This is a genomic window from Phytohabitans sp. LJ34 (genome assembly GCF_052068095.1).
Classification (GTDB): Bacteria; Actinomycetota; Actinomycetes; order Mycobacteriales; family Micromonosporaceae; genus Phytohabitans.
In genome coordinates, this window is sequence record NZ_JBQHDG010000001.1 from 194,362 (window position 1) to 219,898 (window position 25,537).

The window sequence follows — 25,537 nt, forward strand, 5'->3', positions numbered from 1 at the left end:
GTCGGGCAGCACCACCCGGCGGTGTGACTCCGGCACGGTCACCAGCGGCGCGGTCAGGGCCTCGGCGCCGTTGAGGGCCAGCGGGTCAGGGCGGGCCACGCCGCCGATGCCGGACTGCTCGCCGGCGATCATTTCCTGGAGGCGGAGGATGCCGTGCAGCAGGGCCTCGGGGCGGGGCGGGCAGCCGGGCACGTACACGTCGACGGGGATGATCTGGTCGACGCCCTTGGTGACCGAGTACGAGTCCCAGTACGGGCCGCCGCAGTTGGAGCAGGCGCCGAAGGAGATGACGTACTTCGGCTCGGGCATCTGGTCGTAGAGGCGCTTGATCGCGGGCGCCATCTTGTCGGTTACGGTGCCGGAGACAACCATGAGGTCTGCCTGGCGAGGGCCGTGCGCGAACGGGATCACGCCGAGCCGGATGAAGTCGTGCCGGCCCATGCTGGTGGCGATGAACTCGATGGCACAGCAGGCCAGGCCGAAGTTGAAGACCCACAGCGAATAGCGCCGGCCCCAGTTGAGCACGAACCGGATCGGCTCGCCGAGCACTCCTGGCAACTGCACGACACAAGTCAACCACAGGCCGCTCGCCTGCAACCGGCCCGAACGGTGGGGCGTGTTAAGCGCGCTCCCGGTCCAAGCCGGGATTCACGCGGGGAGGGAATGTGCAGGTGTCGACGCCACCACGCCTCGACGGGGCACCGCCGGATGTGGGACGGGCCGTGAGCGAGACCGACTTCGACGACTTCTACCACGCCCACTTCCGGGCGCTCACGGTGCAGCTTTGCGCCTACACCGGTGATCTCGCCCAAGCACAGGACCTGGCCCAGGAGGCGTTCTGCCGGGCGTACGCGCGGTGGGCCAAGGTGGTCCAGTACGACGATCCGGTGGCCTGGGTGCGCCGGGTCGCGTGGAACCTCGCGGCCAGCCGGTGGCGCCGGATCCGCACCGCGCGGGCATACCTGCGGCGCCAGCGCGAGGAGCACGTGGCGGGTCCCGGCCCCGACCGCGTGATGCTGACGGCCGCGCTGGCGAAGTTGCCGGAAAACCAGCGGCGCGCGGTGGTGCTGCACCACCTGGCCGACATGACCGTGGCCGAGATAGCCCGTCAGGAAGGTGTGGCCGAGGGGACCGTCAAGTCCTGGCTGCACCGGGGACGCAACACGCTGGCGGCCCTGCTGACGGAGAGCAACGAGCAGCCGGAGGAGAGCCGTGACTGACCACCTTGACGACTTCTTCGCGGACTACCGCGCCGGCCTGACGCCGGAGATCGTGCCCGCGGGGCCGGCAGCGGTGCGTACCACTGTGCGGCGGCGCCGCCGGGTGGCGGTCACCGCGGTGGTGGCAACGGCCATCGTGCTCGTCGCCGCGCCGGTCGCCGGGTACGCCGCGTTCAACGGTGCCGGGCCCGCACCGGCACCCGGCACGTCGAGCACGCCGACGCCCGAGCAGACCACGGCCACGCCCACCCCGTCTCCGTCCGCCCCAACCACCACCCCGCCGCCGCCGAACGGCCGGATCAGCCGCGGCGAGCTGCTGGCCGCCGCGGTCGACCTGCCGCCGTGGCAGTCGAACGCCCCGTCCTCGTGCACCCGCGACAACGTGCGCCTGGCCGGTGAGTCGTCGTTCAGCAAGCCCTGGCTGATGAACCTCGTCTACGGCGACGTCGACGCCGACAGCGCCCAGGAGACCATCGCCACGGTCGGCTGCGCCCCGGGCGAGGCGGACATGCAGCAGGTCGTGGTCTTCGACCGCGACCAGGCCGGGAAGATCGTCACCCGAGCCCAGGTCGTCCGCACGGAGCAAGGCGTCCTGGGGTGGATCATCAAGGTCACGCCCGCCGGTAAGGGCACGGTGAAGGTGCGGGTGGGCGACCTCCAGCCCTGCTGCGACATGAGCGAGAAGCAGGTGCAGAAGCAGGACCGGACCTACTCCTGGGACGGCACGGGCTTCGCGCAGTCGAGTGGCCCCACCAGCTTCCCTGAGCGGCCGGACTTCCGCACCGACCTGAAGATAACCGCGTCCGACCTGGTCTTCACGAACGACAAGGACGGCAACCCACACGGCTTGATCACCCTGACCGTGCGCAACGCGGGCCCGCGCGACACCATCAACATGTCACTCTCACTCGACCTCTCCGGGCTCCAGGTGGGCCGCGAGGGACCGGGCTGGGACGCCTGCGAGATCGTGCAGCCGGGCCCGAACGAGCGCAACGCCTCGCCGAACTGCGTCCTCAAGGACCCGCTGGAGGCCGGCGAAACGCGGACGTTCCGGTTCCACGTCTACACCACGAGCGTGCCGACCGGCCTGACCGGCACCGTGGACGTGACCGCCTTCGACGCGGGTGTCATGGGTGACCTCAACCAGGAAGACAACCAGGCCACGTTCAAGATCCGCTAGTCAGTGAAGTGCGCGGGGCGCTGTAGGTGGCCTAAAAAGTCCACCAGCAGCGCCTCGCGCATGTGTGGCGGTGCGGCATTGAGCAGCGCGTTGACCGGCGCCATCCGCTCCGGTAGGCCACTGCCGAAGCCGAGCGCGCCCAGCAGCTCGGGCAGTGGGCGGTCCAGCGAGATCTCCGGCAGCACCACGGGACCGGCCGCCCGCGCCGCCCAGGCGGCCGCCGCGAGATCCGGGCCGAACTCGGCCACCCGCGGCGCCACCGAGGCGGTCACGCTCAGGTGGATGCTGGGCGGCAGCTCGCCGTACGCGAACTGGGGCTGGGTGTGCCACCCGCGCGCGGTGAGCTCGTCCGCGAGGACGAAGACGTCGAAGCCGTCGGCGGTGAAGCAGACCACTGTGGACGAAGCCGGCGCGACGAGGCGCAGTCCGTCCACAGCGGACACCGCGGCGGCCAGCTCCCGCACCGCCGCCAGCGTGCGTGCGGCGAGCGCGAGGTAGCCGCTGTCGCCGATGTGGCGCAGCACCGCGTACGCCGCGGCGATCGGTCCGCCCGACCGCGTCGACGAGATCACCGGATTGACCATCGAGTAGCCGGGCCACCCCGCGTACGCGAAGTACTGCGGCCGCCGCAGCCGCGCGTCCCGGTGCAGCAGCACGGAGACACCCTTCGGCGTGTACGCGTACTTGTGCAGGTCCACCGAGATCGACGTGACTCCGGGCACCGCGAAGTCGAACGGCGGCACATCCGCGCCGAGCCGCCGCAGGTAGGGAAGCGTCCAGCCGCCGAAGCAGGCGTCCACGTGGCACCGCACACCGGCCGCCGCGGCGACGGCCGCGATCTCCTCCACCGGATCCACCACGCCGTGCGCGTACGAGGGCGCGGAACAGGCGACCAGCACCGTATCCGGGCCGACCGCCGCCGCGACGTCCTCGGCCGCCGGGCGCAAGGTGGACGGCGACACGGGTACGAGGTCGAGCGCCACGCCCAGGTACTGCGCCGCCTTCGCGAACGCGGCGTGCCCGGTCTGCGGCACGACCATGCGCGGCCGCTCGACGCCGGGTGCCCCGTCCCGGGCCGCCTTCACCGCGAGCATCAGCGACTCGGTGCCGCCGCTCGTGACGTTTCCGACCGTCTCCGAGCCGCCGCCCAGCAGCGCGGCCGCCGCGCCGACCAGCGTGTTCTCCATCGCCAGCAGGGACGGGAACGCGGTGGGATCGAGCCCGTTGACGTGCGCGGACAGGCCGTACGCCGCCATGGCCAGGTCGTCGAGCCCGTCCAGGCCCGAGTCGTAGACATACGCGAACAGGCGCCCGCCATGGGTGGGGCGGTCGGCCGCGCGAAGCGCCCGGATCTCGTCGAGCACCTGCTCAGCCGGCAGGCCGTCCTTCGACAACGACATGCCGATCACCGTACAGACGCCGCTCGTCCAGGTCGTAGCCGCGCATGAGCACGGTGCCGACGCCGACCACCACCGCGGGCAGCACGGTGAAGCCGAGCAGCACGCCCAGCCGCGCGGTGCTGTCCTGCGCGGCCGCCGCGCCGCTGTCCGACGACACGTACCCGAACAGCTGAAGGACCACCGCGTAGATGCCGGGTCCGAGCGCGAGGCCGAGCGTCTCCCCGGCCGTCCACAGCCCGGTGAAGACGCCGGCCTGCCGGCGGCCGGTGCGCGTCGTGTCGTACGCGATGCAGTCCGGCAGCATCGACATCGCGAACACCTGCTCGCCGGCGTACCCGCAGCCGATCGCGGCCACCAGCAGGTACACCACGACGGGCGGCAGCGCGGGCGCGGCGACCAGCGCGAGCGCACCGCCCGCGAAGATCAGCGAAGCCAAGACGAACGCGCGCACCTTGCCGGCCCACGCACCCACCCGCCGCCACAGCGGCATCACCAGCAGCGCCGGCCCGACGAAGCACACGAAGAGCACGGTCGGCCCGTCGTCCGGCCGCTCGATCACGTGGTCGGCGAAGTACTTCACGCCGGCGAGCATCGTGCCGATCCCGGCGGCCTGGACCACGAAGCAGGCCAGCAGCAGCCGAAACGGGCGGTTGGCGCGCGCCACGGCGAGCTGGGCGCGCAGGGTCGGCTCGCTCTCCCGTGCCTCGCCGGTGGGCACGCCGCGGGTGCCGGCGTAGACGCCCACCGCACCGACCACGATCAGCGCGGCGCAGAACAGCCCCATCCACCGGTGCCCAGGTATGCCGTCGCCGCCCGCGCTCACCACCAGTGGCGCCACCGCGCCGGAGATCAGGATCGCCAGCGCCAGGAACGCGACCCGCCACGTCATCAGGCGGGTCCGCTCGGCGTACCCGTCGGTGATCTCCGCGGGCATCGCCACGTACGGCACCTGGAAGAACGCGTACGCCGTCGCGGTCGCCAGGAAGGCCACCGCCACATATGCCGTGGCGCCCGCACCGGTCCCGGCGGGTGCGGCGAAGATCGCCGCGAAAAGCACGGCAAGGGCAAAACCCCCGCCCAGCAGGTACGGGCGCCGGCCGCCCCACCTGTCGGATATCCGTCCGGCGACGGGGTTGACGAGCACGTCCCACGCCTTGGGTACCAGCACGAGCAGCCCGGCCACCCCCGCCGCGACCCCCATCGTGTCCGTGAGGTACGGAAGTAACAGCAGCCCCGGCACCGTGCCGAAGGTGCCGGTGGCCACCGAACCCAACGCGTAGCCGACGTGCACCCTGCGTGGCAACGCGTCACTCATGGCCGGGGATGTTAACCATCTGCCCGCACGCGGCGGTAGATGGCTCTACGCTGCGGCGCGTGACTATTGGTGTCCCCGCGGCGACTCGCGTCGCCGCACCGCTCCGAGAGGAGGCGATGCGCGTGCCCGCCGGCGTAGCCGCAGGTCACCCGGCCACGGCCGAGGTCGGGCTGCGCATCCTCGCCGCGGGCGGCTCGGCGGCCGACGCGGCTGTGGCCGCGGTGCTCGCCACTACCACCAGCGAGAGCATCCTGACCGGGATCGGCGGGGGCGGCTTCGCCACGTACTACGACGCGGCGACACAGACCGTGACATGCCTGGACTTCTTCTGCTCGGTGCCGGGGCTGGACGGGGACATCGTCGCCGGGCCGATGGTGCCGATCGAGGTGTTCTTCGGCGGCGTACCCCAGACCTACTCCATCGGGGGTGCCAGCGTCGGCGTCCCCGGCGTGCCGGCCGGCTGCGGCGAGGTGCACCGCCGCTGGGGCCGGCTGCCCTGGCAGCGGGTGGTGGAGCCGGCGATCACCCTGGCCAGCAGCGGCGTCGTGCTGCCCGCCGCGCAGGCCCGCACGCTCGTCTCGGTCGCGCCCGCGCTGCTGCCCGGCGAGGGCGCCGCCATCTACGCACCGAAGGGCGAGCTGCTCCAAGGCGGCGAGCTGCTGCACCACCCCGGCCTCGACCGCGCGCTCACGATCCTCGCCGAGGAGGGGCCGGCGACGTTCTACACCGGCCGGCTCGGGCGCGTGATGGTCGACACCGTGCGGGCCGCCGGAGGCGCGCTCGGACCGGCCGACCTCGCCGCCTACCGGGTGCTGGAGCTGGAGGTGGGGCACGCGCTGATCGGCGGCTCCCACGTGTACGCCCGGCACGACCTCAACGGCACCATCGACACGCTCGCCGCGCTCCCCGCCGAGCTGAGCGCCATGTCGCGCCCGTCCCGCGCGGTGGCGGTGGCCGACGCGCTGCGCACCCGGGGCCCCCAGCGGCTCGGCGACACCACGAACATCTCGGTCGTCGACCACGAGGGCGACGCCTGCGTGATCACCACGACGCTCGGCATCGGCGCCGGCGTCTGGCTGCCCGGCCTGGGCATCAACCTCAACTCCATGCTCGGCGAAGGCGAACTGATCACGCCCGACCTGGAGCCCGGCCGCCGCATGCAGTCGATGATGTGCCCGCTCGTCGTGGTCGACGACAAGGGCGACCTGGTGGCCGCCGCCGGCTCCGCGGGCGCCTCGCGCATCCGCACCGCACTCGTCGACACCCTGCTCGGCGTGCTCGTCGACGGCCTCGACATGCCGTCGGCGATCCACCGGCCGCGCTTCCACGTGGTCGACAACACGGTGCACGCCGAGCTCGGCTACCCCGAAGACGAGCTGGCGGCCCTGGAGGCGTCCGGCTACGAGGTCAACCGCTGGCCCGACATGAACCACTACTTCGGCGGCGTCAGCGCGGTCGGCGTAGCCGGCGCCGCAGGCGACCCCAGACGCGGCGGCGTAGGCGCGACAGCCTAGACCCCCCACCCCTGCCCCCGCCCCAAGAGGGCAGCCCTCTTGAGAGCCGGGCGAGGCCGCGGCGACCCTGAACACGAAGCGGCTCTAGTCGGGGGACCAGGCGGCTTTCTTCATGTCGACGCGGCCGTTGCGCATCGGGGTGGCCTCGCCGATCAGCCTCGCCATCGCTTCCAGCTCGTGGCCGGGCACCACGCGGCCGGAGTTGTTGACGACGCGGTGCCAGGGGACCGGGCCGCCGTAGCGGGCCATGATCGAGCCGACCAGGCGGGCTGAGGAGCGGCCGGAGCGGTCGGCCAGGTAGTCGGCGATCGCGCCGTACGACATCACCCGCCCCGCTGGTATGCGCTCGACGAGGGCCAGCACCTCCTCGACGTACTCCTCCGGGGTCACAGCCAGACAGCCTATGCAGAATGGTTGGGTGCGCGAAGCAGTCACCTCAGCGCGGCGGGTCGTCGTCAAGATCGGCTCGTCGTCGCTGACCACGGCCACGGGAGGCCTCGACACCGGGCGCGTCGACGCCCTCGCCGACGTGCTCGCCGGGCTCTGTGCCGAGGGTCGCGAGGTCGTGCTCGTGTCGTCGGGCGCGATCGCGGCCGGCCTCTCGCCGCTGGCCATCCCGCGGCGACCGCGTGACCTGGCCACCCAGCAGGCGGCGGCCAGCGTGGGGCAGGGGCTGCTGATCGGGCGATACGCGGCCAGCTTCGACCGCCACGGCCTGATCGTCGGCCAGGTGCTGCTGACCGTCGACGACGTGACCCGCCGCGCGCACTACCGCAACGCGTATCGCACGCTGCGCAAGCTCCTGGACATGCGGGCCGTCCCGATCGTCAACGAAAACGACACGGTCGCCACCGAGGAGATCCGGTTCGGCGACAACGACCGGCTGGCCGCGCTCGTCGCCGCCCTGGTGCACGCCGACCTGCTCGTGCTGCTGTCCGACGTCGACGCGCTCTACACCGGCGACCCGGCGCGGCCGGACACCCGCAAGGTCGGCGACGTGCACGGCGAGGCCGATCTGGCGGGCATCGCGCTGGGCCGGGCGGGCAAGGCCGGCGTGGGCACCGGCGGGATGGTCACCAAGGTCGAGGCGGCGCGTATCGCCACCGGCTTCGGCATCCCGGTCGTGCTGACCGCCGCCCCGCTCGCCCCCGAGGCCCTCGCCGGCGAGGAGGTGGGCACGCTCTTCCATCCGGTACGCCAGCGGCCGACCGCCCGCCTCTTCTGGCTGGCCCACGCCACCTCGCCGCGCGGGCGGCTGCACCTCGACCCGGGTGCGGTGCAGGCGGTCGTGGCCCGCCGCAAGTCGCTGCTGCCGGCCGGCATCACCGCGGTGGACGGCGCGTTCACCGCCGGCGACCCGGTCGACCTCGTCGACTCCTCGGGCGCGCCGGTCGCCCGCGGGCTCGTCAACTACGACGCGGTCGAGCTCCCTTCGCTGCTCGGCCGGTCCACTGTGGAGCTAGCCGCGGCCCTCGGCCCCGGATACGAACGCGAAGTCGTGCACCGCGACGACCTCGTCCTGCTGTAGAGAGTGAGATGTCGATGAGCGTCAACGAGCAGGCACTGCGGGCCCGCGAGGCGGCCACCGCGCTGGGCACCGCCACCCGCGCCACCAAGGACGCCGCGCTGCTGGCGATGGCCGACGCGCTGCTCGCCCGTACCCCGGAGATCCTGAGCGGAAACGCCGCGGACGTGGCGGCGGCGCGCGACGGTGGCCTGACCGCGGCGATGATCGATCGTCTTTCCCTCACCGAGGGGCGGGTGGCCGCGATGGCCGACGCGTTGCGCCAGATGGCCGCGCTGCCCGACCCGGTCGGCGAGGTCGTGCGCGGCTCGACCCTCCCCAACGGGCTGGAGCTGCGGCAGATCCGCGTGCCGTTCGGCGTGGTCGGCATCGTCTACGAGGGTCGCCCCAACGTGACCGTCGACGCGGCCGGCATCTGCCTCAAGTCGGGCAACGCCGCGCTGCTCCGCGGCTCGTCGTCGGCCGCCCGCTCCAACGCCGCGCTCACCGCCGTCCTGCGCGACGCCGTCGAGGCCGCCGGCCTGCCCGCTGACGCCGTCCAGCTGCTCGACTCCACCACCCGCGACTCGGTCAAGGAGCTGATGCGCGCGCGAGGGCTGGTCGACGTCCTCATCCCGCGCGGCGGCGCGTCCCTGATCAAGGCGGTGGTCGAGGAGTCGACGGTCCCGGTGATCGAGACCGGCGTGGGCAACTGCCACGTGTTCGTCGACGCGGCCGCCGACCTCGACAAGGCGCTCGCCGTGGTCATGAACAGCAAGACCCAGCGACTGTCCACATGCAACACCGCCGAGTCGCTGCTGGTGCACGCGGACGTGGCGGACGCGTTCCTGCCGCGCATGCTGACGGCCTTCGCGGAGGCTGGCGTAACGGTCCACGGTGACGCTCGGGTGGCGGGTTTCTCGGAGGCGGTGGTCCCCGCGACCGAGGAGGACTTCGCGGCCGAGTACCTGTCCGCTGACATCTCGGCCGCCGTCGTCGACTCGCTCCAGGACGCGGTGCGGCACATCCGCCGCTACGGCACCCAGCACACCGAAGCCATCATCACCGAGTCGGTGGCCGCGGCCCGCGAGTTCGTCGCGCACGTGGACGCGGCGGCCGTGATGGTGAACGCCTCGACGCGGTTCACGGACGGGGGAGAGTTCGGCTTCGGCGCCGAGATCGGCATCTCGACCCAGAAGCTCCACGCCCGAGGCCCGATGGGCCTGCCCGAGCTCACCTCCACGAAGTACGTGGTCACCGGCGACGCCCACCTGCGCATCTGACACCTGGCGGACGGGGTCTAGCCTGCGGACTTATGAGCAATGATCAGCGTCCGGCCAAGATCGTCGACGTGTTGCTGGCGGAGTTCGGGGAGCTGATGGCGCTCGACCCGGCCGCGTTTCGCCGCAAGTTTCGCAAGATGGCCGCCTCGCCCTTCGCGTTCTACCGGGGCAGCGCCGCGCTCTTCTACGCCGACATGACCGGCGACTTCGCCGACCAGCGGTTTCTCGACGAGTTGACCAGCCGGGTGTGGATTCACGGTGACCTGCACGCGGAAAACTTCGGCACGTACATGAACTCGTCCGGCCAGCTCGTCTTCAACGTCAACGACTTCGACGAGGCGTACGTCGGCCCGTACTCCTGGGACCTCAAGCGCTTCTCGGCCAGCGTGGCGCTCATCGGGTACGCCAAGGCGCTCTCCGACGCGGTGATCAGCGACCTCGTGACGCGGTTCGCGACCGCGTACCTCACCGAGCTGCGGGCGATCGCCGCCGGGGGTGACGACGCCATCGGCTCGATCACGCTGGAGAACGCCGACGGCGTGCTGCGCACCGTGCTCCAGCAGGCGCGCCTCAACACCCGGGTCGACCTGCTCAAGGAGCAGACCACGATCGACAACTACGAGCGGCGCTTCTCGCTGGGCGACGGCGTGTACGAGATCGACGCGGAGACGCGGGCGACCGTGGTGGCCGCCTTCGAGCGGTACCTCGCCACGCTCCCCGAGGCGACCGCGGCGCAGCGGCCGGTGGCCACGCACATCAAGGACGTGGTGCTGCGCAAGGGCGTGGGCATCGGCTCGGCCGGCCTGCCGTCGTACAACCTGCTGCTGGAGGGGCACACCCAGGCGCTGGAGAACGACGTCGTCATCTACATGAAGCAGGCCCAGGTGCCCGCCGTCGCGCGGCACATCACCGACGAGAAGGTGCGGGGCTACTTCACGCACCAGGGGCACCGCACCGCCGAGTCGCAGCGGGCGCTACAGGCGCACGCCGACCCGTGGCTCGGCTTCACCGAGCTGGAGGGGGTGGGCCAGCTTGTCGCGGAGGTGTCGCCCTACGCCGCCGACCTCGACTGGGCCGACGTGAACGAGCCGGACGAGCTGGCCGGCGTCGTCACCGACCTGGGCCGGGCGGTGGCCCGGATGCACTCGGTCGCCGACGACGAGTCCAGCCACGACCTCGTCGACTTCTCCACCGAGGAGGCGATCGTGGCGGTCGTCGACCGGGACACCGAAGGGTTCGTCGCACACCTTGTCGACTTCGCCCACGAGTACGGCATCCGGGCCCGCGCGGACCACCAGATCTTCGTCGACCTGTTCCGCAACGGGAAGCTACCCGGCCTCTGACATCGCCTCGGCGATCAACGACTCGATCTCGGCCTCGAACAGCAGGCCGGCGTCGAATCCCATGGGGCCGAAGTGCCCCTCCACCTCGAGGCTGACCACGCCGTGCATGCGGGTCCAGCCGCTCACGCCGAGCCGCAGCGCCGGCCCCGACCAGGGATGGTCCGGGTTGCGGTCGGCCAGGCCGGCGGCCAGCTGACCTTCGAGAGTGGCCGCCCGCGGAGCGGGTGAGAGCGCCGCGATCGGCTCCAGGAACGCGCCCAGCGTGCGGGTCGCCGCGCCGATCGTGTGCGACGGTGCCGCGTACCCGGGGACCGGAGTGCCGAACAGCAGCAGGTATCGGTGCGGCTGCGCGAGCGCCCACTGCCGAAACGCGCGGGCGAGCGCCCGGATCCGGTCGGCCGGCTCCGCACCCGCCACCGCCTCGCTCGCCGCCTCTACCGCGTCCGCCAGATCGTGGTATCCGTCGCTGATCAGCTCGGTGAGCAGTTCGTCGCGCCCCGCGAAGTACCGGTAGAGGGCCGGGCCGGTCATCCCGAGCTCCTTGCCGATCGCGTTGAGCGAGAGCGACTGCGGCCCGGCGGCGGCGATCTGCCGGAGGGCCGCCGCTTTGGCCTCTTCGCGGGTCTGTGCGCGAAGTCTCTCGCGACGGGTTGCGCTTTCCATGCGTGACAGTCTAACTTGAGTTAGAGCTTCTAACTAACGAGAGAGGATCTAACCATGAAGACGACCCAGGTGGTCATGCCCCACGCCGGCGGTCCGGACGTGCTGCGGTTCGAGGAGCGCGAGCTGGCCGAGCCCGGCCCGGGGCAGGTGCGACTCGCGGTGGAGGCGGCCGGCGTCGCGTTCGCCGAGGTGCAGATGCTGCGCGGGCGCTACTACGCGCAGCCGAAGTTTCCGTTCGTCCCCGGCTACGACCTGGTGGGCCGGGTCGAGGCGGCGGGGCCGGGCGTTTCGGTCCGCGGCCGCGTGGCCGCCATGACCCGCACCGGGGCCTGGTCGGAGCGGGTGGTGATCCCCGCCGAGCACCTGGTCCCCGTTCCCGACGACCTGGATGCCGGCGAGGTGGTCGCGCTGATCACCAACGGCGTCACCGCGTACCAGATGATCCATCGCGTGGCGAAGGTGGCCGCCGGCCAGACGGTGCTGGTGCACGGCGCGGCCGGCGGGGTTGGCACGCTGCTGGTGCGGCTGGCGCTGCGGGCCGGCGCGCGGGTGATCGGCACGGCGTCGCCGGGCAAGCACGACAAGGTTCGGGCGATGGGCGCCACCCCGGTCGACTACCGCGACCCGCTGCTTGTCGAGCGCGTGCGCGAGATCGCGCCGGGTGGGGTCGCCGCGGTCTTCGACCACGCCGCGGGCCCCGGCCTCAAGCAGTCGTGGCGGATGCTCGGCCGCGGCGGCACCCTGATCGTGTACGGCAGCGCGGCCACCGTCGACGACAAGGGCTGGCGGCTCGCGCCGTTCGTGAGCACGTTCGGCAAGTTCGCCTGGTGGTCGATCCCGCCCAACGGCGGCCGGCGGTGCCGGTTCTACTCGATCAACCACAAAAACCACTTCGACGAGGATCTCGCCACCGTCATCGGCCTGCTGCGCGCCGGCGAGCTGCGGCCGCAGGTGGCCACGCGGCTGCCGCTGGCTCAGGCACCCGAGGCGCTGCGCATGCTCGACGACCGCGCCGTGGTCGGCAAGATCGTTCTAGAACCCTAGGACGACCTTGATATCCCCGTCCCGGGGGGCGTACGCGTCGGCGTAACCGTCCACCGGGACGCTGCGCGTGATCAGGTCGGCCAGCCACGCCTGGTCGGCCTTGCCCAGCGCCTCGGCGGCGGCGTTCCAGTGGCGGCGGTTGGCGTTGACCGTGCCGAAGACCACGTTGTTTTCCAGCACGACCGCCCGGTTGAGCGCGCCGGCGTCGACGCCCACATGCTCGCCGGCCGCCGACACGCCGGTCAGGCACACCACACCGTCCCGCCCGACCTTGTCGATCACCTGCACCACCACGGGTGGCGCGCCGGTGCACTCCACGACGATGTCCGGCTCGAAGTCCAGGTCGGCGACCTGCCCGCTGTGGTACGTCGCGCCGAGCCGGTCGGCCAGCGCCGGCTTGGGCCCGTCCTTGGCCCGGTCGAGGATGTGCAGTGTCAGCCCGCGCTGGTGGCCGAGCAGGGCGGCGAGCAGGCCGATCGGTCCGGCGCCGGTGACCAGCACGGTCCGCGGCTCCCAGTGCGCCCGGGCGCCCACCGCGGCGATGTGCTCCCACGCCTTGGCCACGACGCTGGTCGGTTCGAGGAGCACGCCGACCTCGGCGAGCGCCGGGTCGAGCGGCACGGCGAACCCCGGCTCCACCCGCCACCGCTCGCGGGCGAACCCGTGCCGCGCCTTGATGCCGCACTCGGTGTACTGGCCGTTGCGGCACATGTCCCACTCGCCGACCGCGCAGTTGGGGCAGGGCACCGGGTCGGGGTGGCGCACGATGCCGGCGACGAGGTCGCCCGCCGTGAAGGTGCCGGTGGGGTCCTCCAGCACCCGCCCCAGCGACTCGTGGCCGATGACCAGGTGCTGCTCGCCGGGCGGTGCCTCGCCGTAGTCCGCGGCGATGATCTCGCGGTCAGTGCCGCACACGCCCACGGCTACGGCTTCGACGAGCACCGGGCCTTCCTCCTCGGGCGGTTCGGGCGCGTCGTCGACGAGGCGCAGCGAGTCTTTGGTACCCGGCGTGATGGTGAGTGCCCGCATGCGGCTCATTCTCTGCCCCTCTTGCGCGCGGCGCAGGAGAGCGAGATAGTTGACGGAGTCAAAGGAATGCTTGAGGTGGGCAATGAATGAGCGAGTCGCGGAGGTGCGGGCGTTCAACCGCTTCTACACGGGGGTGATCGGCGTGCTTCAGGAGGGATTGCTCAGCACGCCGTACACGTTGAGCGAGGCGCGCGTGCTCTACGAGCTGGCGCACGGCGACGCGGCCGAGGTGGTCGACCTGCGCCGCGCCCTCGGCCTCGACGCCGGCTACCTGAGCCGCATCCTGGCCCGCTTCGAATCCGACGGCCTGATACGGCGCTCACGGTCGGCGGTCGACGCCCGGCGGCAGGTGATCGAGCTGACCGACGCCGGCCGCGCGGTCGACGCCGACCTGGAGACCCGCACCAACGCCCAGATCGCCGAGCTGATCGGCGGCCTCGGCGACGCCGACCAGCGGCGGCTGCTCGGCGCGATGGGCACGATCCGCGAGCTGCTCGGCGAGCACCCGCCGGCCGGCATGGTGGTGCTCCGCCCGCCGGCGCCCGGCGACCTCGGCTGGGTGGTGCAGCGGCACGGCGCGATCTACGCGCGCGAGTTCGGCTGGGACGAGACGTTCGAGGCGCTGGTCGCCAAGGTCGTCGCCGACTACGCGACCGAGCACGACCCCCGGCGCGAGGCGGCCTGGATCGCCGAGGTCGACGGTGCGCCGGTCGGCTGCGTGATCTGCGTGCGCCGCGACGACACCACCGCACAGCTGCGCCTGCTGCTCGTCGAGCCGAGCGCCCGCGGCCTCGGCGTGGGCAGCCGGCTGGTCGAGGAGTGCCTGCGCTTTGCCCGCCGCGCCGGATACCAGCGCATCAGGCTGTGGACCTACGACCGCACCGTCGACGCGCACCGCATCTACCGGCGGCTGGGCTTCACCCTCGACGAGGAGACCAAGGCACGCGCCTTCGGCCACGACATGGTCGAAGAGATCTGGTCCCGGGAGCTGTAGCCATGGACCTGCTGATCCTCGTCGCGTTCTTCGTCGCGCTGGCCGTGGCGTCGGGGCTCGGGTGGACGGTCGACAGCCGCGACGGCGCCGACTGGGCACCGACGAGCGGCGGCTTCAGAGCACGTCGCCCGAGAGCTGCGGAAACACCTTCGACACCTTCCCCAGCAGATAGTCGCCGTACGTTCCCTCGAAAGCCCGGGGATCCGCACCGTCCCAGCGCGGCTCGCCCGCCGCGGTGGTCCGGGCCCGCGCCGGGAGCGCCGGCACCTCGGCGGTGAAGTCCGGATCGAAGAAGAACGGGTAGGAGAGGCGGTCGCGCCCGCTCACGTTGCGCACCCGGTGCAGCGTCGAGCGATACCAGCCGCCGGTCAGCCGTTCCAGCATGTCGCCGATGTTGCACACAAATGTGCCGGGCAACGGTGGCGCGTCGATCCACCCGCCCGGCGTACGCACCTGAAGGCCGCCGTTGTCGTCCTGGGCCAGCAGCGTGAGCAGGCCGTAGTCGGTGTGCTGGCCGACGCCCCAGTCCTCGCTCCGCGGCGGCGAGGGCGGGTAGTGGAAGATCCGGAAGAGGATCGTCGGCTCGGCCGTGTAGCCGGACGCGAAGTAGTCGGCGGGCAGGTCGAGGCTCCGCGCCACATGCCGCAGCACCGCCTGCGCCACGCCGGTGAGCGCGTCGAGGTAGGCCAGCACCGCGCCGCGCAGCTCCGGCACCCGTTCCGGGAAGAGGTTGCGACCGTGCAGCGGCAGCCCGGCGCGTACCCGTGGATGGTCGTCGGGCAGCTCGCTGCCGAAGTAGACGCCCTCCTTGAGGTCGGGCCGCCCCGAGGTCAGCTCGCCGCCCACCGGGAAGTACCCGCGCCACGCCCGCCCGCCGACGTCCATCGAGATCCGCATCTTCTCCGCCTCGGGCAGCGCGAAGAAGGCCCGGCTCGCCGCGTCCAGCTCCGCCAGCAGCCGCGGCGGCACCCCGTGCCCGGTCACGTAGAAGAACCCGGTCTCGCGGCAGGCCGCCTCGATCTCCCGGGCCGGGCGGTCATCGGGCCGGGAAATGTCGATGACGGGCAGCGAAGACGTGGAGGTCATATGCCTATCCTTACGCCGTGGCGTACCTGGTGGTGGGCGAGAGCCTTGTCGACCTGATCAGTCGTGGCGGCTCGTGGGATTTCGCGGCGACGCCGGGCGGGAGCCCGCTCAACGTCGCGGTCGGGCTGGCGGCCGAGGGCCACGAGGTGCGGTTCGCCAGCGAGGTGGGCACCGACCTGTTCGGCGGGCTGCTGCGCGGACACCTGGAGGCGTACGGTGTCGCGCCGGACGAGCTGGTCGACACGCCGGCCACCAGCGTGGCGTTCGCCCGGGTCGACGAGACCGGCGCGGCGACCTACGACTTCCGCTTCACCTGGGCGTACGGCGGCAAGCCCGACCTCACCGGCGTCGACTGCGTACACACCGGCTCGCTGGCCAGCGCGGTCGCTCCGGGCGACACGGCGGTCCTGGCAGTGGTCGAGGCCGCGAAGCGGGCCGGCACGCTGGTGTCCTACGACCCGAACATCCGCCCCGCGCTCGTCGGCGAGCGGGCCGGCGCGCTGGCCCGGGTCGAGGAGATGGTGCGCGCGTCCGACGTGGTCAAGGTGAGCGACGAAGACCTGCGCTGGCTCTGCCCCGGCGAGCCGGACGTCGCCGTGGCCCGCCGCTGGGCCTCGCTCGGCCCGCGCCTGGTGGTGGTGACCCGCGGCGGGCAGGGCGCGGTGGCCGTACACGAGGGGCTCGTCACGGTCTGCGCGGCCCCACCCGTCACCGTGGCCGACACGGTGGGCGCGGGCGACGCGTTCACCACCGGGCTGCTCTCCCACCTCGGCGGCGACCTGTCGACGGAGTCGGTCACCCGCGCCATGCGCTACGCGAGCGCGACCGCCGCCGCCGTCTGCGCCCGCCCCGGCGCACTGCCACCGCCGCGCGGCGAGGTCGATTCGCTGCTACCGGCCGCCGTGGTCTCCACGACGACCGCCTGAGGTGGGCTACCGCGATGTTCGTCGTGGTCGCTCTCCGTTGCTCCCGCGGCCTCGCCCGTCCGCTGCTGGTCGCGCTCACCCCGTTGGGCCGCCGCGACGGTCGCTCTCTAGATCAGAACCCGCCACCCGGGGGCGCCCCGAGCTGGGCCATGAGGCCGGCCATGTCGGCCACGCCCCAGTGCTCGGCGCACCTACCGTCGCGGAAGCGGGTCATCTCGGTCATGGTCACGGTCGCGCGCCGGCCCGTCGCCGGCAAGCCAGCGAACTCGCCCTGATGCGTGCCGGTGAACCGCAGCGTCGCGGCGACGGTGTCACCTTCGGCGATCACCCGCTCGATCTCCAGGTCGAGATCCGGGAACGCGGCCAGCACCTGGCCTATGAACTCTTTGACGCCCTCGCGACCCGGCGACTGGCCGGGCGCGGGAGCGTGCTCGACGAAGTCGTCGGTGAGTAGATCGTCGATCGCGTCGATGTTGCGCCGCCGGAAGACCTCGTCGTAGAAGTGCTCGTTGATCTTCTTGAGCTCGTCAACGGTCATCGTTGCCCCCAACCGTCCGGGGCGCCGCCAGCGGCGCCCTCTGCCCTCCCTTGGCCAGTATCAGCCCAGGTCAGGGCCGTGCGCGCAGGATTGCCCGCCTTCGCCACGGGTTCGGCACGCGCCGCGGGCCAGCACCTGGCCCTAAGATTCCCTGCATGACGCCGGACGAGGTCGGTGCGCGGCTGGTCGAGGTGCTCGGGCCCGCGCCCGACATCGTCGCCTCGGTCTCAGGTGGCCAGTCGTATGCGCGCGCCACCGTCGACGTACCCCCGGGATCCTGGGGCGCGGCGCTGCTCGCGGCGCGCGACGACGCGGCGCTGGCCTTCGACTTCTTCGACTGGCTCTCCGCGGTCGACGAGCTCGACGAGGGCTTCTCGGTCGTGACACACGTCTGGTCCACCAGCCTCCGGCACGGCCTGCTGGTACGCACCCGCGTGCCCCGCGACACCCCGGCCGTCGAGTCGATCGTGGCCGTCTACCCCGGCGCCGCGTGGCACGAGCGGGAGACGCACGAGATGTTCGGCATCGACTTCCCGGGGCACGGCGAGCTGCGGCCGCTGCTGCTGGCGCCGGAGTTCGAGGGCCACCCGCTGCGCAAGGAGTTCGTGCTCGCCTCCCGGGTCGCCAAGCCGTGGCCGGGCGCGAAAGAGCCGGGCGAGTCCGGGCACGGCGGCGGCAAGCGCGCCCCGATGCGCCCGCCGGGCGTGCCCGCACCAGGCGAATGGGGGCCGGGTGCGAGCGCGCGGAGCGATCCGGCCGTCGCAAGCGAAGGTGAACGCTGATGCCGCTCTGGCTGGAGCTGATCATCCGGGTAGCTGGCGTGGTGATCGCGTTCCTCACGCTGCCGCTGCTCGTCGGCCAGGCCGAGCACAAGGTGATGGCGCACATGCAGGGGCGGCTCGGCCCGATGTACGCTGGCGGCTTCCACGGCTGGGCCCAGCTGATCGCCGACGGCGTCAAGTTCGTGCAGAAGGAAGACGTCACTCCCAGCGCCGCCGACCGGCAGGTCTTCCGCCTCGCGCCGATCGTCGCCCTGGTGCCGTACCTCCTAGCGCTCCTGGTCATCCCGCTCGGCCCCAACGACCTGGTCGGCGAGCCGCTCGACATCGGGCTGTTCTTCGTGCTCGCGGTGGTCGGCGTCGGCGTGGTGGCGGTGCTGATGTCCGGCTGGGCGTCGGCCAACAAGTACAGCCTGCTCGGCGGCCTCCGCGCGGCCGCGCAGCTGCTGGGCTACGAGCTGCCGCTGGTGCTCGCCGCCGCCAGCGTGGCGATGGCCGCGGGCACGCTCTCGCTGCCCGGCATCGTCTCCGCGTGGCAGCCGTGGTGGCTGCTGTGGCAGGCGCCCGCGATGGTGGTCTTCTTCGTCGCAGGGGTGGCCGAGATCCGGCGGCCGCCGTTCGACATGCCGATCGCCGACTCCGAGCTCGTCTTCGGATACATGACCGAGTACACCGGCCTCCGCTTCGCGTTCTTCCTCCTCGCCGAGTACGTGGGCATCGTGGTCATCGCCGCGCTCACGACCGTGCTGTTCCTGGGCGGCTGGCAGGGCCCGTTCGGCGACGAATACCTCGGCTGGCTGTGGACGCTCGTCAAGGTCTTCGCGGTGTCCTTTGTGATCATCTGGCTCCGCGTGTCGTACCCCCGCCTGCGCGAAGACCAGCTCCAGCGCCTGTGCTGGCTGGTGCTCGTGCCGCTGGCGCTGGCGCAGCTGGTGTTGACCGCGGCGGTGAAGGTAGTGATGTAAGCTGCGCGACCGTGGTCAATGTGGACACCGCGACACGCAGCTTCGTGACCGATGTGTGGAATGGCAGCCGTGAGGAAACGGCGTACGACCTGATTGCCTCTGACTGCCCCGGGCTCGGCGAGAGCGGCCCGGATGGCGTGCTGGCCTGGCACCGCGACCGCCGGGCGGCATTCCCCGACCTGCGCTACAAGATCGTCGATCTGCTCGTGGACGGCGAGCGCGCGGCCATCCACTGGCGCGCGGCCGGCACCCAGATCGGCCAGTTCGGCCCGGTGCCACCCACCGGCCAGGTGGTCAGCTACTCGGGCGCCACGTTCCTCCGGTTCGACGGCGAGGGCAAGATCAGCGACGTCTGGAGCGTCAACGAGCTCTTCCAGGTGCTCCAGCAGCTCGGCGTCGAGTTCACCCCACCCGGCAGCGCCACCTCACCGGAGGCCTGATCTCCCGCGCTGCTCCGCCTAATTCGATGTCCCGGGTCCGCGTCAGCTGGAGACCGCTGCTCCCGCCGGAGACCGCGGAGGTCGGCGGCTCGCTCGCGCTCGCCGAGATCCCCGACCTCCGCTGCCACGTCCGCGGGGCAAGCCCCCCGCGCGTGAGCTTGGTGGTCAGCTGCGGCCCCGCCGGTGGAGCCAGAAAAGCAGAAGAAGCGTGGTGCTCGCGCCCCAGCGGCTGACGGGGCAGGATATGCGGCATGGGCGTGCCTGGCGAGGGGCTGGCGAAGGGGCTGGCCGTCACCCTCAAGACGATGACCCGCCGGTCGCACACGCAGCAGTACCCGGATGTGGCGCCCGATCTCCCACCGCGCTCGCGCGGGGTGATCGCGCTGCTGGAGGAAAACTGCACGGTCTGCATGCTGTGCGCCCGCGAGTGCCCCGACTGGTGCATCTACATCGACTCGCACAAGGAAGAGGTGGTCGTGCCCGGCGCGGCCAGGGCCCGCCAGCGCAACGTGCTCGACCGCTTCGACATTGACTTCTCGCTGTGCATGTACTGCGGGATCTGCATCGAAGCCTGCCCCTTCGACGCGCTCTACTGGACGCCCGAGTTCGAGTACGCCGAGTACGACATCCGTGACCTCCTGCACGACAAGGAGCGGCTGGGTGAGTGGATGGCCACGGTGCCGCCGCCGGCCGTCCACGACCCCAACGGCGAGCCGAGCAAGGAAGAGAGCGCCGCGGCCAAGAAGGCACAGACGTGACGGCGGCCGACGTGCTGCTGCTGGGGCTGGGGGCCGTGGCGGTGGGCTCGGCCTTGCTCGTCGTCACCACCAAGCACCTCGTGCGCGCCGGCCTCTACCTCGTCGTCTGCCTCGGTGCGATGGCCGGCCTCTACCTGGTGCTCACCGCCGAGCTGGTGGCCTGGGTGCAGGTGCTGATCTACGTGGGCGCGGTCGTGGTGTTGCTGCTCTTCGCGGTGATGCTGACCCGCGCGCCGATCGGCGCCTCCGACGACCTCGACCGCCCCGGCTGGCCGGCCGTGCTGGTGGGCGGCGGCGCGGGGCTGGGCCTCGCCGCGCTGCTGATCGACGCGTTCCGGTGGACCACTGTGGACCTGCCCGAGGCGGGCACGGCCGAGCGGCTCGGCAGCGAGATCTTCGGCTCGTGGGTGCTTCCCTTCGAGGTGCTGTCGGTGCTGCTGCTGGCGGCGCTGGTGGGAGCGATCGTGGTGTCGCGGCCAGACATTGGGGCTGATCGATGAGGCCTGTGATCCCCTACGTCACCGCGGCTCTCCTGTTCGGCATCGGTGTCTACGGCGTCCTGCGCCGCCGCAACGCGGTCCTGCTGCTGATGTCCGTCGAGATCATGCTCAACGCGGTCAACCTGATCCTCGTCACCGCCGACACCACCGTGCGGGCCGCGCTGCCGCAGACCGGGCAGGTCTTCGCCCTCTTCGTCATCGTGATCGCCGCCGCCGAGGTGGGGGTGGGGCTGGCGATCGTGCTCCAGCTCTACCGGCTGCGTGCGAGCGTGGCCGTCGACGAGGTGCCGCTGGAAAGGGTCGACGCGTGATCCCGGGGGTGCTCCTCCCGGCCGTACCCTTCGCCGCCGCGCTCATCGGCCTCCTGCTGCCGTTGAGAGCCCGCAAGGCGGCCGCCACGGTCGCCGTCGTCGGCGCGGCTGGCGCGCTGGTCATCGCGGCACTGCTCGACAAATCGGACAAAAGCGCGACGTGGCTCGAGATCGGCGACCTCACCGTCACCTTCGGCGCGCGCGTCGACCAGCCGGCCATCCTCGTCGCCATCGCGGTCGGCGTCGTCGCCCTCGCCGTCCAGGTCTACTCGATCACCTACCTCGCCGACGACGACCGCTACCCGCCCTACGCCGCCCAGGTCAGCCTCTTCACCGCCGCCATGCTGCTGGTCGTCGTGGCCGGCGACCTGATCATGTTGCTGGTCGGCTGGGAGGTGATGGGCATCTGCTCCTACCTCCTCATCGGCCACGACCGCCGCCTCCCCGAGGCGCCCGCCGCCGCGGTGAAAGCCTTCATCGTCACGCGCGTCGGCGACGTCGGCTTCTTGCTCGGCATCGCGGTGCTCGGCATCGGCGCCGGCACGTTCCGCATAGAAGGCGTGCTCGCCCACGACTACAGCGCCACCACACTGACCGTCGCCGGCCTGCTGCTGCTCGCCGGCGTGGCGGGCAAGAGCGCGCAGTTCCCGCTGCACACCTGGCTGCCCGACGCGATGGCCGGCCCCACGCCGATCTCCGCGCTCATCCATGCCGCGACCATGGTGGCGGCCGGCATCTACGTCGTGACAAGGCTCTATCCGCTGTTCACCGGCGCCGCCCTGGCCGTCCTGGGCGTGATGGCGGCCATCACGCTGCTGCTCGGCGCGCTCACCGCCACCGCGCAAGACGACATCAAACGCGTGCTCGCCTGGTCCACCGTCTCCCAGATCGGCTACATGGCCGGCGCGCTCGCGGTCGGCTCGACCTCCGCCGCGCTGTTCCACCTGCTCACCCACGCCGCGTTCAAGGCACTGCTCTTCCTCGCCGCCGGCTGCGTGATCCACGCCGTCGGCAGCAACCTGATGTCCCGGATGGGCGGCCTGCGCCGGGAGATGCCGGTGACGTTCTGGTCCTTCGCGATCGGGCTGGGCGCGCTGGCCGGCCTGCCGCCGCTCGCCGGCTTCTGGAGCAAGGAAGGCATCATCAACGCCGCCCACCACCCGCACGGCGCCGCCCCGGAGTGGGTGGGCTGGCTGGTGTGGCTGGCCGCGCTGGCCGGCGTGGCGATCACCGCGCTCTACGCCGCCCGCCTGCTGCGCGGCGTCTTCTTCGGCGCCGCCACCACGCACGGCCACGAGGCGCCGCCGCTCATGCGCTGGCCGGTCGCCCTCCTCGCCATCCCCAGCGCCCTCCTCGGCCTGGCGATCTTCTGGCCGGCTTTCCGCGCGGCGCTCGGCCTCGAAGAGGCCCATTTCGACGCCTGGATCCTGCTCCCCGTAGCGCTGCTCGCCGCCGGCGCCATCCTGGGTTGGCGCGGCCTGCCGACCGTCCCGGCCTTCGCCCGCGCCTTCTGGCTCGACGAGGTCCAGCATTTCCTTCTGGTACGCCCGGTGCGGTTCGCCGCTCGCGGACTTCGACTCGCCGACGAGGCAGGGGTCGACGGTGCCGTGGAAGGCACCGGCCGCGGTGCCGTGAGTCTCGGCCGGCGCCTGGCCATGGCACACCGCACCGGCCTGCCCCGCGCGGCCACCGCGGTGCTCGCCGCCGCCGTACTGCTCGCCGCCCTGGGGGTGATCCTGTGAGGTGGCTGCTTGTCGCGGTGTTGGCGATACCGGCCGCCGGCGCGCTGCTGGCCGCGTTCCTGCCGAGCCGGGCCGGGCAGGCGGCGGGCACGGTCGCGGCCGCCGTGGCGCTGGTGCTGAGCGTCCCGCTCTACCGCGACTCCTGGTTCTCCTACGGCCCGGCGGCCGTCCGCCCCTGGCACGAGGTCGACCTCAGCTGGGTGCCCGGCCTCGACCTGCGCTTCCACCTGGGCGTCGACGGCGTCTCGTACCCCCTGGTGGTGCTCACCGCCCTGCTCACGCTGCTCTGCTGCGCGTTCACACTGTGGCGGGCGCCGGCACCCGGGCGGGGGCACACGCTGGTGGCACTGCTGCTCGTGATCGAGGTAGGCATCCTCGGCACGTTCCTGGCGCTCGACCTTGTGCTCTTCTTCGTCTTCTTCGAGGTCGTGCTCCTGCCGATGTACGCGGTGATCGCCGTCTGGGGCGGCGACGACCGGGCGCATGCCGCGCGCAAGTTCGTGCTGTACACCCTCTTCGGCTCGGTCCTGCTGCTGGTCGGCGTCTTCACCGTCGTGGTGTCGGCGGGCACCGCGGACATCGTGGCGCTCACCGGCGGAGGCGAGCTGTCACGGGGCACCCAGATCGCGGCGTTCGTCCTGCTGGCGATCGCGTTCGCCGTGAAGAGTCCACTGTGGCCGCTGCACACCTGGCTGCCCGACGCGCATACCCAGGCGCCCACGGTCGGCAGCGTGATCCTGGCCGGCGTGCTGCTGAAGATGGGCACCTACGGCCTCATCCGGGTCGCGGTCGGCGTGGCGCCGGAGGGCGCGCGGTGGGCCGCACCGGCGTTGGGCATCCTGGCGGTGGCCGCGATCGTGGTGGGTTCACTGGTGTGTCTGGCACAGACCGAGATCAAGCGGCTGATCGCGTACTCCAGCGTCGGCCACATGGGCTTCGTGCTGCTCGGCATCGCCACGCTCACCACCACCGGCATCCAGGCCGCGCTGATCGGCAACGTCGCGCACGGCGTGATCACCGGCCTGCTCTTCTTCCTCGCCGGGGCGATCAAGGAGCGGGCGCACACCGGCGAGCTTGCCCAGCTCGGCGGGCTGCGCGAGCAGTCACCGTGGCTGGCCGGCATCCTGGCCTTCGCCGCCATCGCCTCGCTCGGGCTGCCCGGCCTGGCCGGTTTCTGGGGCGAGGCGTTCGCGGTCGTGGCGTCGCTGGACAAGGGCGGTCCACTCTGGACCACGCTGGCCGCGGTAGCCGCCGTGGGCGGCGCGCTCACCGCCGCGTACTTCCTGCGCCTGCTGCGCCGGGTCACCCACGGACCGGCGGTCGGCGCGCTCGATCCGCCCGGCCTGGCCCGCGCCGAGGTGGCCGCCTGGGCGCCGCTCGTGCTGCTCGCGCTCGTCGTCGGCCTGCTGCCCGCGCTGGTGCTCGGCATGGCCGGCGACCCGGTCGGCGCGCTCGTCGAGGCGGTGCGGTCGTGACCCAGTCCGTCGACCACGTCGCCCTGCTGCCGGCCTACCTCGCCGCCGGCACCGCGGTACTCGTGCTGCTGACCGACCTGATCCTGGCCCGCCGCGCCGCGGTGCTCGCGGTGGCCGCGCTCGGTGCGCTCGCCACCGCGGCGGCCGCGATCGGCGTGGGGCTGGGCGACGACCGGCAGACCTTCTGCGTGCCCGATGCCTGCTCGTTCGTCGCGAACGACCGTTCCGCCCTGGTCGCCGCCCTCTTCGCGCTGCTGACGCTCGGCGTGATCGCCCTGTCCGCGGCCACCAGGGACGTGCCGCCGGGGGAGTACGCCTTCCTGCTCGCCTGCTCGATGACCGGCGGCGTCGCGCTCGGCTCGGCCGGCGACCTGATCACGCTGATCGTGGCGCTGGAGACGCTGACCCTTCCCCTGTACGTGCTGGTCGGCCTCCGCCGCCGCACCGTGGAGAGCGCCGAGGGCGCGGTCACGTTCTTCGTGGTCAGCGTGGTCGCCACCGCGGTGACCCTGCTCGGCGCCGCCCTGCTGTACGCGGTGAGCGGCCGGGTCCACCTCGCCACGCTCGCCACCGGCCTGCCCGACCTCCCGCTCACCGGCGCGGCGGTGGTGCTGGTGCTGGCCGGGCTGGCGTTCAAGGTTGCCGCGGTGCCGTTCCACGCGTGGGCGCCGGCGGCCTACGACGGCGCTCCCGTCCCGATCGCCGCCTACCTCTCCACCGCCTCCAAGCTTGGCGGGGTGGTCGCGATCCTGTACGCGGTCGTCGACGGCCTGCGCCCCGCCCTCGACCTGGCCGGGCCGGCACTCGCCGTACTGGCCGTCCTCACCATGACGGTCGGCAACCTCGTCGCGCTCCGGCAGACCCGGATGGTGCGCCTGCTCGCCTGGTCGTCCGTGGCCCAGGCGGGTTACATCCTGGCGCCGCTGGGCGCGTTCATGCTGGCGGACGGCCGCACCGACGAGGCGTTGTCGGTGGCGGTCGCGGCCACCGTGGCGTACACCGTCTTCTACGTACTCCTCGAACTCGCCGCCTTCGGCGCGGTGGTGGCGCTGCGACCGGGCGACGACGGCGGCCAGATCGCCGACTACCGCGGCGCGGCGCGTACCCATCCGTGGGTGGGTGCGGCCCTGGTGCTCGCGCTGGTCGGCCTCGCCGGCCTGCCCCCGGGCCTGGCCGGGCTCTTCGCCAAGGTCGTGGTGGTGCGGTCGCTGCTCGACGGCGGGGCCGGCTGGCTGGCGGTCGTGGTCGCGCTCAACGCGGTGATCGGCCTCGCCTACTACGTCCGCGTCGCGGCGGTCCTCTACGGGCCGGTGCCGGCCGAGGGCACCCGGGCGCGGATCCCGTGGGCGGTGGCGGCCGCACTGGGCGTTGTGACGCTCGCCATCGTGGTGGTCGGTTTCGCTCCCCAGGTGGTGCTTGACCTGGCGTGAGCTGGGCAGACACTCAGCAAGGTCACAGGAATGCGCGGATGATGGGAGGGGCATCAGGTTGTTATGCCTGGTGCCGGGCCCCGTACGCGGTCCCGGGT

The 25,537-nt window shown here is 72.2% G+C and carries 24 protein-coding genes and 2 pseudogenes; 18 read left to right on the plus strand and 8 right to left on the minus strand.

The genetic code is table 11. The annotated features are described in order from the left end of the window. Nucleotides 1–27: 27 nt before the first annotated feature. Nucleotides 28–564: pseudogene (locus ACTMTJ_RS00890) on the minus strand (NADH-quinone oxidoreductase subunit B); the annotation flags it as partial. Between the two features lie 107 nt (nucleotides 565–671). On the opposite strand from ACTMTJ_RS00890, the gene ACTMTJ_RS00895 reads away from it, so the two are divergent. Both ACTMTJ_RS00895 and ACTMTJ_RS00900 read left to right on the plus strand, forming a co-directional pair. Continuing rightward, entirely contained in the window at nucleotides 672–1,220 is a 549-nt protein-coding gene (locus ACTMTJ_RS00895; RefSeq protein WP_441214064.1) for a SigE family RNA polymerase sigma factor, read from the plus strand. Next, nucleotides 1,213–2,400 carry a hypothetical protein gene (locus ACTMTJ_RS00900; RefSeq protein WP_441214066.1) on the plus strand — a complete coding sequence of 396 codons (1,188 nt, stop codon included), beginning with the start codon at nucleotides 1,213–1,215 and terminating at the stop codon, nucleotides 2,398–2,400. Before ACTMTJ_RS00895 ends, ACTMTJ_RS00900 begins: the two co-directional genes overlap by 8 nt. Here ACTMTJ_RS00900 and ACTMTJ_RS00905 read toward each other — a convergent pair. Together ACTMTJ_RS00905 and ACTMTJ_RS00910 are read right to left on the minus strand one after the other, a co-directional pair. Beyond that, nucleotides 2,397–3,800, minus strand: coding sequence for a pyridoxal phosphate-dependent decarboxylase family protein (locus ACTMTJ_RS00905; protein WP_441214068.1), 1,404 nt, complete (start codon nucleotides 3,798–3,800; stop codon nucleotides 2,397–2,399). The two genes, ACTMTJ_RS00900 and ACTMTJ_RS00905, sit on opposite strands and share 4 nt — an antisense overlap. Beyond that, nucleotides 3,769–5,115 carry an MFS transporter gene (locus ACTMTJ_RS00910; protein WP_441214070.1) on the minus strand — a complete coding sequence of 449 codons (1,347 nt, stop codon included), beginning with the start codon at nucleotides 5,113–5,115 and terminating at the stop codon, nucleotides 3,769–3,771. The genes ACTMTJ_RS00905 and ACTMTJ_RS00910 overlap by 32 nt, the downstream gene beginning before the upstream one ends. A gap of 59 nt (nucleotides 5,116–5,174) precedes the next feature. Between ACTMTJ_RS00910 and ACTMTJ_RS00915 the strand changes: the two genes are divergently transcribed. Next, a complete protein-coding gene (locus tag ACTMTJ_RS00915) occupies nucleotides 5,175–6,629 on the plus strand; it encodes a gamma-glutamyltransferase (RefSeq protein ID WP_441214071.1) in 1,455 nt (484 codons plus the stop codon). 84 nt (nucleotides 6,630–6,713) lie between these two features. On the opposite strand, the gene ACTMTJ_RS00920 is transcribed toward ACTMTJ_RS00915, so the two are convergent. Next, the gene (locus tag ACTMTJ_RS00920; RefSeq protein WP_441214073.1) at nucleotides 6,714–7,019 is read right to left on the minus strand and encodes an MGMT family protein; all 306 of its coding nucleotides are present in this window, start codon (nucleotides 7,017–7,019) and stop codon (nucleotides 6,714–6,716) included. Nucleotides 7,020–7,047: 28 nt separating this feature from the next. On the opposite strand from ACTMTJ_RS00920, the gene proB reads away from it, so the two are divergent. From proB to ACTMTJ_RS00935, 3 genes are read left to right on the plus strand one after another with little or no spacing between them, the layout of a single operon-like run. Then, nucleotides 7,048–8,157, plus strand: a complete 1,110-nt coding sequence (proB, locus tag ACTMTJ_RS00925) for a glutamate 5-kinase (protein WP_441214075.1) — start codon at nucleotides 7,048–7,050, stop codon at nucleotides 8,155–8,157. A gap of 14 nt (nucleotides 8,158–8,171) precedes the next feature. Next, a complete protein-coding gene (locus ACTMTJ_RS00930) occupies nucleotides 8,172–9,416 on the plus strand; it encodes a glutamate-5-semialdehyde dehydrogenase (RefSeq protein WP_441214077.1) in 1,245 nt (414 codons plus the stop codon). A gap of 32 nt (nucleotides 9,417–9,448) precedes the next feature. Next, entirely contained in the window at nucleotides 9,449–10,759 is a 1,311-nt protein-coding gene (locus ACTMTJ_RS00935) for a DUF2252 domain-containing protein (protein ID WP_441214079.1), read from the plus strand. Here the strand turns inward: ACTMTJ_RS00935 and ACTMTJ_RS00940 are convergent. Then, nucleotides 10,745–11,422: a TetR/AcrR family transcriptional regulator gene (locus tag ACTMTJ_RS00940; protein ID WP_441214080.1), complete on the minus strand. Its 678-nt coding sequence runs from the start codon at nucleotides 11,420–11,422 to the stop codon at nucleotides 10,745–10,747. The genes ACTMTJ_RS00935 and ACTMTJ_RS00940 overlap by 15 nt on opposite strands. A 54-nt stretch (nucleotides 11,423–11,476) precedes the next feature. On the opposite strand from ACTMTJ_RS00940, the gene ACTMTJ_RS00945 reads away from it, so the two are divergent. After that, entirely contained in the window at nucleotides 11,477–12,466 is a 990-nt protein-coding gene (locus tag ACTMTJ_RS00945; protein WP_441214081.1) for a medium chain dehydrogenase/reductase family protein, read from the plus strand. On the opposite strand, the gene ACTMTJ_RS00950 is transcribed toward ACTMTJ_RS00945, so the two are convergent. Then, on the minus strand, nucleotides 12,455–13,495 hold the full coding sequence (locus ACTMTJ_RS00950) for a glucose 1-dehydrogenase (protein ID WP_441214082.1): 1,041 nt from the start codon (nucleotides 13,493–13,495) through the stop codon (nucleotides 12,455–12,457). The genes ACTMTJ_RS00945 and ACTMTJ_RS00950 overlap by 12 nt on opposite strands. Before the next feature lie 82 nt (nucleotides 13,496–13,577). Between ACTMTJ_RS00950 and ACTMTJ_RS00955 the strand changes: the two genes are divergently transcribed. Next, nucleotides 13,578–14,489 (plus strand): bifunctional helix-turn-helix transcriptional regulator/GNAT family N-acetyltransferase, encoded by a 912-nt coding sequence (locus ACTMTJ_RS00955; protein ID WP_441214083.1) that lies wholly within the window; start codon nucleotides 13,578–13,580, stop codon nucleotides 14,487–14,489. Between the two features lie 114 nt (nucleotides 14,490–14,603). Here ACTMTJ_RS00955 and ACTMTJ_RS00960 read toward each other — a convergent pair whose 3' ends face one another. Then, nucleotides 14,604–15,575: an isopenicillin N synthase family dioxygenase gene (locus tag ACTMTJ_RS00960; protein WP_441214084.1), complete on the minus strand. Its 972-nt coding sequence runs from the start codon at nucleotides 15,573–15,575 to the stop codon at nucleotides 14,604–14,606. Nucleotides 15,576–15,592: 17 nt separating this feature from the next. Between ACTMTJ_RS00960 and ACTMTJ_RS00965 the strand changes: the two genes are divergently transcribed. Further along, complete coding sequence (locus tag ACTMTJ_RS00965) at nucleotides 15,593–16,501, plus strand: carbohydrate kinase family protein (RefSeq protein ID WP_441214085.1); 909 nt, start codon at nucleotides 15,593–15,595, stop codon at nucleotides 16,499–16,501. Between the two features lie 112 nt (nucleotides 16,502–16,613). Here ACTMTJ_RS00965 and ACTMTJ_RS00970 read toward each other — a convergent pair whose 3' ends face one another. Beyond that, on the minus strand, nucleotides 16,614–17,039 hold the full coding sequence (locus ACTMTJ_RS00970) for an ester cyclase (RefSeq protein WP_441214086.1): 426 nt from the start codon (nucleotides 17,037–17,039) through the stop codon (nucleotides 16,614–16,616). Nucleotides 17,040–17,194: 155 nt separating this feature from the next. On the opposite strand from ACTMTJ_RS00970, the gene ACTMTJ_RS00975 reads away from it, so the two are divergent. The 9 genes and pseudogenes from ACTMTJ_RS00975 to ACTMTJ_RS01015 all read left to right on the plus strand — a co-directional run bounded on the left by ACTMTJ_RS00975 (nucleotide 17,195) and on the right by ACTMTJ_RS01015 (nucleotide 25,439). Beyond that, the gene (locus ACTMTJ_RS00975) at nucleotides 17,195–17,821 is read left to right on the plus strand and encodes an NADH-quinone oxidoreductase subunit C (RefSeq protein ID WP_441214087.1); all 627 of its coding nucleotides are present in this window, start codon (nucleotides 17,195–17,197) and stop codon (nucleotides 17,819–17,821) included. Then, nucleotides 17,821–18,783 (plus strand): NADH-quinone oxidoreductase subunit NuoH, encoded by a 963-nt coding sequence (nuoH, locus tag ACTMTJ_RS00980; RefSeq protein ID WP_441214088.1) that lies wholly within the window; start codon nucleotides 17,821–17,823, stop codon nucleotides 18,781–18,783. The genes ACTMTJ_RS00975 and nuoH overlap by 1 nt, the downstream gene beginning before the upstream one ends. A gap of 20 nt (nucleotides 18,784–18,803) precedes the next feature. Further along, nucleotides 18,804–19,223, plus strand: coding sequence for an ester cyclase (locus tag ACTMTJ_RS00985; protein ID WP_441214089.1), 420 nt, complete (start codon nucleotides 18,804–18,806; stop codon nucleotides 19,221–19,223). 251 nt (nucleotides 19,224–19,474) lie between these two features. Further along, nucleotides 19,475–19,972: pseudogene (locus ACTMTJ_RS00990) on the plus strand (NuoI/complex I 23 kDa subunit family protein); the annotation flags it as partial. Nucleotides 19,973–19,977: 5 nt separating this feature from the next. After that, nucleotides 19,978–20,481 (plus strand): NADH-quinone oxidoreductase subunit J family protein, encoded by a 504-nt coding sequence (locus ACTMTJ_RS00995; protein WP_441214090.1) that lies wholly within the window; start codon nucleotides 19,978–19,980, stop codon nucleotides 20,479–20,481. Beyond that, nucleotides 20,478–20,792 (plus strand): NADH-quinone oxidoreductase subunit NuoK, encoded by a 315-nt coding sequence (gene nuoK / locus ACTMTJ_RS01000; RefSeq protein WP_441214091.1) that lies wholly within the window; start codon nucleotides 20,478–20,480, stop codon nucleotides 20,790–20,792. Before ACTMTJ_RS00995 ends, nuoK begins: the two co-directional genes overlap by 4 nt. Further along, nucleotides 20,789–22,534, plus strand: coding sequence for an NADH-quinone oxidoreductase subunit 5 family protein (locus ACTMTJ_RS01005; RefSeq protein WP_441214092.1), 1,746 nt, complete (start codon nucleotides 20,789–20,791; stop codon nucleotides 22,532–22,534). Before nuoK ends, ACTMTJ_RS01005 begins: the two co-directional genes overlap by 4 nt. Next, complete coding sequence (locus ACTMTJ_RS01010; protein ID WP_441214093.1) at nucleotides 22,531–24,009, plus strand: complex I subunit 4 family protein; 1,479 nt, start codon at nucleotides 22,531–22,533, stop codon at nucleotides 24,007–24,009. Before ACTMTJ_RS01005 ends, ACTMTJ_RS01010 begins: the two co-directional genes overlap by 4 nt. Next, nucleotides 24,006–25,439: an NADH-quinone oxidoreductase subunit N gene (locus ACTMTJ_RS01015; protein WP_441214094.1), complete on the plus strand. Its 1,434-nt coding sequence runs from the start codon at nucleotides 24,006–24,008 to the stop codon at nucleotides 25,437–25,439. The genes ACTMTJ_RS01010 and ACTMTJ_RS01015 overlap by 4 nt, the downstream gene beginning before the upstream one ends. The last annotated feature ends 98 nt before the right edge of the window (nucleotides 25,440–25,537 follow it).

Coding starts and splice junctions, on each gene's coding strand:
- ACTMTJ_RS00905 (WP_441214068.1), bottom strand. CDS start 3,800: ATGTCGTTGTCGAAGGACGGCCTGCCGGCTGAGCAGGTGCTCGACGAG.
- ACTMTJ_RS00910 (WP_441214070.1), bottom strand. CDS start 5,115: ATGAGTGACGCGTTGCCACGCAGGGTGCACGTCGGCTACGCGTTGGGT.
- ACTMTJ_RS00930 (WP_441214077.1), top strand. CDS start 8,172: ATGAGCGTCAACGAGCAGGCACTGCGGGCCCGCGAGGCGGCCACCGCG.
- ACTMTJ_RS00935 (WP_441214079.1), top strand. CDS start 9,449: ATGAGCAATGATCAGCGTCCGGCCAAGATCGTCGACGTGTTGCTGGCG.
- ACTMTJ_RS00940 (WP_441214080.1), bottom strand. CDS start 11,422: ATGGAAAGCGCAACCCGTCGCGAGAGACTTCGCGCACAGACCCGCGAA.
- ACTMTJ_RS00945 (WP_441214081.1), top strand. CDS start 11,477: ATGAAGACGACCCAGGTGGTCATGCCCCACGCCGGCGGTCCGGACGTG.
- ACTMTJ_RS00950 (WP_441214082.1), bottom strand. CDS start 13,495: ATGCGGGCACTCACCATCACGCCGGGTACCAAAGACTCGCTGCGCCTC.
- ACTMTJ_RS00955 (WP_441214083.1), top strand. CDS start 13,578: ATGAATGAGCGAGTCGCGGAGGTGCGGGCGTTCAACCGCTTCTACACG.
- ACTMTJ_RS00960 (WP_441214084.1), bottom strand. CDS start 15,575: ATGACCTCCACGTCTTCGCTGCCCGTCATCGACATTTCCCGGCCCGAT.
- ACTMTJ_RS00970 (WP_441214086.1), bottom strand. CDS start 17,039: ATGACCGTTGACGAGCTCAAGAAGATCAACGAGCACTTCTACGACGAG.
- ACTMTJ_RS00975 (WP_441214087.1), top strand. CDS start 17,195: ATGACGCCGGACGAGGTCGGTGCGCGGCTGGTCGAGGTGCTCGGGCCC.
- nuoH (WP_441214088.1), top strand. CDS start 17,821: ATGCCGCTCTGGCTGGAGCTGATCATCCGGGTAGCTGGCGTGGTGATC.
- nuoK (WP_441214091.1), top strand. CDS start 20,478: ATGAGGCCTGTGATCCCCTACGTCACCGCGGCTCTCCTGTTCGGCATC.